The sequence below is a fragment of the Rubellimicrobium aerolatum genome, assembly GCF_017872975.1.
GTDB lineage: Bacteria > Pseudomonadota > Alphaproteobacteria > Rhodobacterales > Rhodobacteraceae > Rubellimicrobium > Rubellimicrobium aerolatum.
In genome coordinates this window covers 80,446-89,183 of the sequence record NZ_JAGGJP010000014.1, presented here as the reverse complement: position 1 = coordinate 89,183, position 8,738 = coordinate 80,446, and the positions used below count along the sequence as shown (strand labels likewise).

Below are 8,738 nucleotides of genomic sequence, written 5' to 3'. Positions count from 1 at the left end.
CTCTGGGCCGACCTGCAGAACGCGGCCCTGGCGCGAGCCGGCCGGCCCGAGCGCGTGGATCACCGCCGCTTGGCCGTGCAGCGCGAGGCGGCGCTCGCCCGGGGCGACATGGCCAAGGCCGAGGCGCTGGACCGCCCGCCCGAGGTCAAGCTCGGGCCGGCGGTCAGCGGCGCCGAGCGCAAGGCGCGGCGCGCGGCCGAGCGGGAGGGGCGCACGTACCTCCCCGTCACCGAGAACGGCGAGTTCACCCAAGCGGTGCGGCAGGTTCGCCACGCGTGGGCGGAGCTGCGCAGGCAGGCGGAGGCATTGCCGGAGGCGGGCGCAGAGACAGGGCAAGGGGGCTGACGCTCCGCCTTTGGCGAACACTTGATCTCCGGACAGGGTTTCCGTGCACCCTTCAGGTGGCGTCTGGGCCTCCCTGGCTGACGATGATAAAGGTGCGGTTTCCCGTCGTATTTCGCATCTGCCATAATCGGCGTTCAGCGAAAGCGGAGTTTGGGCGTCCATGTCGTCGGTCACAGAGACAACTTACCTCCTTCGGATGAGGTCCGGCGCAACTTACGTCCGCTAGCGCACTTGAACGCAGTACCTCTCCCTTGTCTGCTCCGCCTGCTTTGTCTCGCGGAGCCACCATGTCCGATGTCCGTCACTTGCCCGTGACCGTGCTGCCCGGCCCCCTCGGCGTGAGCAAGACGACCGTACTGACTCATGTGCTAAAAACATGTGAAGATTGGCGCGTCGCGGTCGTCCTCGGCGACATGTCGGTGGTGAACATCGCGCCGGCGCTGGACCGCATTCTCCCAATGGGCCGAGCCCTTCGGCGACCGTCGGCAGGAGCTGGTGTTCATCGGCGCGGGGAGCGACAAGCGGCGGCTGAAGGCGGCGCTGGACCGCTGCCTGATCCCCGACGCGCACCGGCTGACCGCCGAGGCCGTGGCCCGGCTTCCCGACCCGTTCCGGGCCGCCGCATGAGCGCGGCGGCCGTTTCCGAGTTCCCGTCTAGGTCCGGCGCGACGCCGGCGAAGGAGCCATCATGAGCAACCGCATCGTCGCCGAGAACGCCCGCACGGACGGGGTCGCGCCCAAGAGCTACTGGGACGTGCCGCACAGCACGCAGATCGAGGGCTTCGCGCGGGACTTCAGCGTGAACGCCGGCAACAAGATCGATTTCAGCGTCAACGTGAACGGCGGCGCGGGGAGCGACTACACGGTCGAGATCTTCCGCCTGGGCTACTATGGCGGCAACGGCGCGCGCGAGGTGGCCTCCTGGACCAACACCAACGCCACCGTGCAGGCCGAGGCGCTCTACGACGCGACCCGCGGGATGGTGGACGCGGGCAACTGGTCGGTGACGGATAGCTGGAACATCCCCGCCGACGCGGTGTCGGGGGTCTACCTCGCGCGGGTGCAGCGGCTGGACGCGGCCGGCAACCCCATCGCGGGGGCGGTGAACCAGATCCCCTTCGTGGTGCGGAACGACGGGGTGGCGGCGGACGTGGTGCTGCAGACCTCGGACACGACGTGGCAGGCCTACAACGGCTGGGCGGGCAACAACGGCGACGTGGGCGCCAACCTCTACGGCGACCCGAGCGACCGGGTCGTCCACCCGGTGATCCCCACGGCCGGGCCGAACGCGCTCGATCGCGCCTACGCGGTCAGCTACAACCGCCCGTTCATCACGCGGGACGGCACGAGCACGCTGGCGGGGCCGCAGGACTACCTGTTCGGGGCCGACTACGCCGCGATCTCCTGGCTGGAGGAGAACGGCTACGACGTGTCCTACATCTCGGGGGTGGACACCGACCGGCTGGGGGCGGACTACCTGACCAAGTACAAGGCCTTCATCTCGGTCGGCCACGACGAATACTGGTCGGGCGGGCAACGCGAGAACGTGGAGGCGGCGCGGGACGCGGGCGTGAACCTGCTGTTCTGGGGCGGGAACGACATGTACTGGAAGACGCGCTGGGAGACGGCGATCAGCGCGGACGGCAAGGAATACCGCACGCTGGTCTGCTACAAGGAAACCTTCGCCAACTACGACCCCAACGCCGCGCCGCAGGACTACGCCGACCTCGACCCGACCGACATCTGGACGGGCACCTGGCGCGACACCCGGTTCCACGACTCGGTGGACGCCAACGGCCGGTCCAACGCCGGGGGCGAGGTGGTGGACCCGCTCACCGGCCTCGTGCACACCTGCAACTGCATCGAGCAGATGCTGACCGGGCAGCTCTTCGGGCCGGACGGCACCGGCGAGTTCGGGGGCGCGCTGGACGTGCCGCAGACCTACGCGGGGCTGCGGATCTGGCGCGGCACCTCGGTGGCGAACACGGGGGCGCAGGATCTGGCGCCGGGGATCATCGGCTATGAATGGAACGTGTCGCCCGACGACGCGAACCGCCCGGCGGGCCTGGTCAAGCTGTCCGAGACGACGCTGCCCTGGACCCAGATCCTCGTGGACCAGGGCAACCGGACCCAGGCCGGCTCGGCGACGCACACCCTGTCGCTCTACCGCGACGACAGCGGGGCGCTGGTGTTCGGCGCGGGCACGGTGTTCTGGTCCTGGGCGCTGAGCAACATGCACGACAGCTCGCCCTACGGGGCGAACATCGAGAACCGGCAGATCCAGCAGATGATGGTGAACCTGTTCGCCGACATGGGCATCCAGCCGGGCGTGCTGGATTCGGTGCTGGCGACGAGCGGGCTCGTGCGGGCCGCGGCCTCGACGGACGTCACGGCGGCGGACGCGAACATCCTGGGGCTGCCGACCACCGTCACGCAGGGCTCGACGGTGACGATCGGCGGCACGGCCACGGACATCGACGGGGTGGCGGCCACGACGGACGGCGTGGTGGCGGTGGTCGAGGTCTCGGTGGACGGCGGCACGACCTGGCGCGTGGCGAGCACGACGGACAACTGGGCGCACTGGACCTACAGCTGGAAGCCGGCGGCCACCGGCACCTACACGATCAAGGCGCGGGCGATCGACGACAGCCTGAACGTCTGGAACGCCACGCCCGACACGGAGACGGTGGTCGTCACGACTCCGCCCAAGCCCGCCGACGTCACGCTCTTCGACGGGGACGCGGCCACGAACGTCGTGAGCTACAACGACAACGCAACGGTCAACCTGGGGATGCGGTTCAGCGTCAGCGAGGGCGGCGCGGTCGAGGCGCTGCGCTATTGGCGGGCCGCTGGCGACGCCGGTGACACCGACGTTCGCACGGGCCATCTGTGGAACGGGAACGGCACGCTGATGGGAACGGTGACGTTCACCTCCACCGCCGGGCAGTCGGGCTGGCAGACGGCGACCCTGGCGACGCCGGTGACGCTGGTGGCGGGGCAGACCTATGTCGTCTCCTACCAGACCGCCAACAACTACGTGTCCACGAACGGCTTCTTCGTGGCCGCCAACGAGGCGGGCTTCGACGGGCGCGACGACGGCGCCTTCGGCGACCTGTGGGGCATCATCAAGGCCCCCGAGGGGAACGCGGGGGTCTATGCCTACGGCACCACCGCGCAGATGCCGACCCAAAGCTACCAGAGCAGCAACTACTGGGTGGACGTGGTCTTCGCGCCCGCCAGCACCAACACCACCCCCAACACCCCGCCGGTCCTGCCCGCCCAAAGCTTCACGGCGGCCGAGAATCAGGTGGTCGTGGGGACGGTGCAGGCCACCGACGCGGACGGCAACCCGCTCACCTACGCCATCGCGGGCGGGGCCGACGCGGCGCTGTTCAGCATCAACGCCGCGACGGGGGCGCTGGCCTTCAAGGCCGCGCCGAACTTCGAGGCGCCGGGGGACGTGGGCGGGAACAACGTCTACGACGTGATCCTCGGCGTGACCGACGGAAAGTCGGCGGCGGTGACGCGGGCGACCACGGTCACGGTCACGAACGTCAACGAGGCTCCGACCGCGCTGGCCCTGAGCGCGGCAACGGTGGCCGAGAACGCGGCGGCGGGGCAGGTCGTGGGCACGCTGGCGGGGACCGATCCCGACGCGGGCGCGGCGCTGACCTACAGCCTTGTGGATTCGGCGGGCGGGCGCTTCGCCATCAGCGGCAACCAGCTCGTCGTGGCGGCGGGTGCGGCGCTGAACCGCGAGGCGGCGGCGTCCCACACGGTCACCGTGCGGGTGACGGACGCGGGCGGGCTGAGCTTCGACCGGCAGTTCACGATCGCGCTGAACGACGTGGACGAGTTCGACGTGACCCCGCCTTCGGACGCGAACGCGGCGGCGAACCAGGTGACGGAGGGCGCGGCGGCGGGGACGCTGGTCGGGATCACGGCGGCGGCGCTGGACGCGGACGCCACCACCAACGGCGTCACCTACAGCCTGACGGACAACGCCGGCGGGCGCTTCGCCATCGACGCGGCGACGGGCGTGGTGAGCGTGGCGAGCGGGGCCGTCCTCGCGGCGGGGACGCAGCAGATCACCGTGCGGGCGACCTCGGCCGATGGGTCCATCGCATCCACGAACTTCCAGATCGCGGTGGCGGCGGCGACGGCGGCGCGGGTGACGGTGAACCTGACGAACGCCGCGGACACCTACACCGCGACCGACGGGCGGTCCTACAGCGTGCAGGGCCTCGCCGGGAACGACGTCATCACCCTGGGCGCGGGCAGCGACATCGTGAACGGAGGCGCGGGCAACGACATCATTTCGACCGGTGGCGGCAACGACATCATCGAGGTCACGGGCACGTCGGCGGGGCTGGACGCCTTCGACGGCGGGGCGGGCACCGACCTCGTGCGGGCCACGGCCGCCGGGACGGCGATCCGGTTCAGCGCCATCGCGGGGATCGAGGAGATCAGCGCCAACGGCTTCACCGGCGTGAAGATCATCGCCAACTCCACCGCCGACAGCTTCGACCTGTCGGGGACGGTCCTGACCGGGATCGTCAGCATCGACCTCGGCTCGGGGAACGACAGCCTGCTGGGCTCGGCGGGGGCGGACACCATCCTCGGGGGCGCGGGCGTCGACACCATCGCGGGCGGCGCCGGGGCCGACGTGATCGACGGCGGCACGAGCGACGACATCCTGTCGGGCGGCGCGGACGACGACACCTTCCTCATCGGCGCCTCGGGCGGGTCCGACAGCATCGACGGGGGCACGGGGACGGATTCGGTGGTCGTTTCGGCGGCCCTTTCGATCCAATTCGCCAAGCTTTCGAACGTCGAGTCGCTGACGGCGACGGCCAGCGGCGTGACCCTGGTGGGAACCACCGGGGCCGACGTGATGAGCCAGTCGGCGCTGAACTGGTCGGGGCTGAGCCTCGTGGACGGCGGCGCGGGCAACGACACCATCACCGGCGGCGCGGGCGCGGACCGCATCGCCGGGCGGGCCGGGACGGACCTGCTGGCGGGCGGCGCGGGGGCGGACACCTTCGTCTACTTCACCGCCTCGGACAGCCGCACGACGACGGTGGACACGATCGGCGACTTCGTCCGGGGGCAGGACCAGCTGGACCTGTCGGCCATCGACGCCAACACGTCGTCCCTGGTCCCTGGCGACCAGGCGTTCAGCTTCATCGGGACGGCGGCCTTCTCGCGCGTGGCCGGGCAGTTGCGCTACGACCTCGGCTCGGCCTCCTCGCCCACGGTGGTCACGGTGGACACCAACGGCGACGCGCGGGCCGACATGGAGATCCGGCTGACCGGGGCGCACGCGCTGGCCTCGGGAGACTTCATCCTCTGAACCGGCCCTGTCGTGGGCTGCCCCTTTGTCGGGTGGTGAGCTTGAGCTTTCATGGCTCGGAGCGGTCCCAGAAGGTAGGCCGGGGAAGGCTATCTGGACGGTCGCACCCGAGGTGCACCGCTCACAAGCAAAAGCTTTACCGCAACCCGCAATGGGCTCAGGCGCTAAGCAAGTAAGTAGTATTACGTATTGCGAGCAAGGATCAGGGCGGTACGCTCGGGACACGATCGAGAAGCAGGTACGCTCCCCTCGACCGCTCGGTCTCGGGGCTCTTCCTCCATGAGGGCGTCGACATGGTAAGGCCGCAGCCCGGTCCAGCGGAACGGACAGGTCAAGGATGTACTCAAGGCAATGAAAAGTCTGGACGGCCCCTGAGGGACAAGAAAGATCCGCCGTAGCCCTGTGGGTCTCGACAGGGTCCATTGAGCGTAACGCTCTCGGCCTGCCTCCTCAGCGGCCTCGCGCTGGTCAAGTTGATGAGCAACCAAGGAGCTGTCATGACACGCCAAGATTTCAGTCCCTGGCGTCATGTGAGGGCTCTGGCTCTCGCCCTAGCCACGGTGGCACCGGCCTCCGCCGACGAGGTTCGCGGCGCGGACTACTTCACCAACCGTCCGCTGGTCACGCAGGACGGCGAGACCGTCCGCTTCTGGGACGACCTGCTGCGCGACAGGATCGTCGTCATCACCTTCATCTACACCGACTGCCCCAACATCTGCTCGGTGGGGACGGCGCGGCTCGCGCAGGTCTACGACTGGCTGGGCGAGCGGATGGGGCGCGACATCTTCTTCTACTCGATCACGCTCGATCCCGAGAACGACACGCCCGAGGATCTCGCGACCTTCAGGGATTCGTTCGGCGTGGACAGGGGCTGGACCTTCCTCACCGGCACGCGCGAGGACATCGACGCCATCCGCTACAAGCTGGGCGAGCGCGCCGAGGAGCTGGCCCAGCACCGATCCGACTTCGTGATCGGCAACGCCCGCACCGGCGTCTGGCGGCGGTCCTCGGCCATGGGCAGCCTGACGGTCACGCTCCAGTCGATCCTGGAGCTCGATCCCGACTGGACGCCGCCGGCCCCCACGGCCGTCGCCTCGGACAGCCCGACCTACCACGCGCCCGAGTTCGGCGAGGCGCTGTTCCTGGGGCGGTGCGCCTCGTGCCACACGATCGGCCAGGGCGTGCGGCTGGCGCCGGACCTGGCCTCGGTGACGCTGCGGCGCGATCCGGGCTGGCTGCGGCGCTTCCTTCTCGCGCCGGATGCCATGCTGGCGGCGGGCGACCCCGTGGCCGTCGATCTCGACGCCGACTTTCCGGGGATACGGATGCCCAACATCGGCCTTGAGGCGGACGAGGCGGATGCCCTGGTCGCCTATCTGGCCGCCGAGGACCAGAAGCTGGTCGCGGCGGAGCGGAGCCGCGCCGAGCAGGCCGAGAACCAGGGGATGCCCGCGCACGAACATGGGGACGAAGGGCGAGCTGGGCAGGCCCAGGACGAGCCTACCCCATCTCAAGAGCACACCTCGCATTGAGCACGTCCTCGATCGGTCCTGGGCCTGTCACCAGCGGTGGCATCTCTGGTTGCGACGCCCCATAGAAGAAGCGCTGCGACCCGCGCGGAACGGCCGACAACCTCGTTGCAACCCTTCGCACGCTTCAGGCGCATCGGACGGTGGTGGACAACGCGACGCCGAACTACATGAGGCGGTGAGCGGGCCGATCCGTGCGAGGCGGCTCGCGAAGCCGGAAAGCGAAGGGGCAGGCAGACAGACCATGGCCAACGACACTACCATGAACCGCAGGACGCTTCTGGGCGCAGGAGCAGCCCTCCTGGGCGCGGGCCTCGCGGCTCCGGCGGTTGCCCAGCAGGCCAACTCCACCGAGATGGAGGCGGAGATCTCGCGATCGACCCGCCACAACATCTCGGCCTTCCGGACGCTGAACTGGCAGGACCATTTCGAGACCACGACGAACGGCGTGATCCTTTGCGATCTCCAGTCCCGCGCGCTCCACTTCTGGAGCGAGGACCAGTCCGTCTACCGGCTTTATCCGACGTCGGTCCCCTTGTCGGAGGATCTCACCCGCACCGGCTACACGGAAGTGGTGGACAAGAAGATGAACCCGACCTGGCGCCCCACCCCCTCAATGCGCGAGCGCAACCCCGAATGGCCGGAGGTCGTGGAGGGCGGCGACCCGATGAACCCGCTTGGCACGCGAGCCCTTTATCTGAGCTGGCAGTTCTACCGGATTCACGGCACCCACGACACGCGCAAGATCGGCCGCCGCTCCTCGAATGGCTGCGTCGGCCTCTACAAGGAGCACATCGAGGAGCTGTACGAGATGGCCAGGATCGGCACGCAGGTGAAGCTGGTCTGAGCTTCGCAGGCTCGAGCGTTCGCGTTCACCCGCTCGCGGATGCGGAGCCTGGGGGAAGCGCCTCGTTCTATCACAGGCTGGAAGACGGGCTGCTCTCCTGGGCTCAGCTCCCTTCAGTCGCTGGTGCGCCGTGGCGCTCGACCGTCGTCACACCGGGAAGGCGGGCGAAGCGGCTGGCCAGATGCTCGGGAAACCAGGTCGGGCGGAGGGTCTCGAACCCCGGAAGCTGGCGCAAGAGGGCGGAGGTCGCGCGCGTGCACATGGCCATGCCCACGGGTCCGGCCACCTTGGCGAGCTGGAGGGCCCGCTCGGCCACTTCGGGCGGGACTTGGACCTCTTGGCGGACGTAGTAGTAGCCGTCCTGGGCTTGGTAGTTCAGATACCGCTCTTCCACGCCGGGCGAGAAGCCGTAGAGGACGTCGTTGCGCTCGGGCACGAACGGGTCGGTCCAGCCGCCGAAGGGGTCGAAAAGGACCCGCTCGCTCGCGCTGATGAGAAGGGCGGTGTGCGCACCTTGGCCGTCGCCTTCGTTGCGGACGGTCACGAGCGCAAGGTAGGTCGGACCGGGTGCACGGTAGCGGGCCATAGCCACCGCGTCGTCCGGCGCCCACACAGATTCGGCGTTGCTGCCGCAGCTTGCGAGCAGGGTCAGACTGCCACCCGC

The 8,738-nt window shown here is 69.3% G+C and carries 4 protein-coding genes and 3 pseudogenes; 6 read left to right on the top strand and 1 reads right to left on the bottom strand.

The features are described from left to right. The 6 genes and pseudogenes from J2Z33_RS14305 to J2Z33_RS14285 form a co-directional block, all read left to right on the top strand. A pseudogene (locus tag J2Z33_RS14305) lies at window positions 1–345 on the top strand (MobA/MobL family protein); the annotation flags it as partial. A 287-nt stretch (window positions 346–632) separates the two neighbouring features. Then, window positions 633–764: pseudogene (locus J2Z33_RS18990) on the top strand (GTP-binding protein); the annotation flags it as partial. A gap of 37 nt (window positions 765–801) precedes the next feature. Further along, window positions 802–972: pseudogene (locus J2Z33_RS14300) on the top strand (CobW C-terminal domain-containing protein); the annotation flags it as partial. 61 nt (window positions 973–1,033) lie between these two features. Beyond that, on the top strand, window positions 1,034–5,698 hold the full coding sequence (locus J2Z33_RS14295) for a N,N-dimethylformamidase beta subunit family domain-containing protein (RefSeq protein ID WP_209842228.1): 4,665 nt from the start codon (window positions 1,034–1,036) through the stop codon (window positions 5,696–5,698). 497 nt (window positions 5,699–6,195) lie between these two features. Further along, on the top strand, window positions 6,196–7,230 hold the full coding sequence (locus J2Z33_RS14290) for an SCO family protein (protein ID WP_209842226.1): 1,035 nt from the start codon (window positions 6,196–6,198) through the stop codon (window positions 7,228–7,230). 241 nt (window positions 7,231–7,471) lie between these two features. Continuing rightward, entirely contained in the window at window positions 7,472–8,074 is a 603-nt protein-coding gene (locus J2Z33_RS14285; RefSeq protein WP_209842224.1) for a L,D-transpeptidase, read from the top strand. 103 nt (window positions 8,075–8,177) lie between these two features. Here J2Z33_RS14285 and J2Z33_RS14280 read toward each other — a convergent pair whose 3' ends face one another. Further along, window positions 8,178–8,660 carry a hypothetical protein gene (locus tag J2Z33_RS14280; RefSeq protein WP_209842222.1) on the bottom strand — a complete coding sequence of 161 codons (483 nt, stop codon included), beginning with the start codon at window positions 8,658–8,660 and terminating at the stop codon, window positions 8,178–8,180. Window positions 8,661–8,738: the final 78 nt, after the last annotated feature.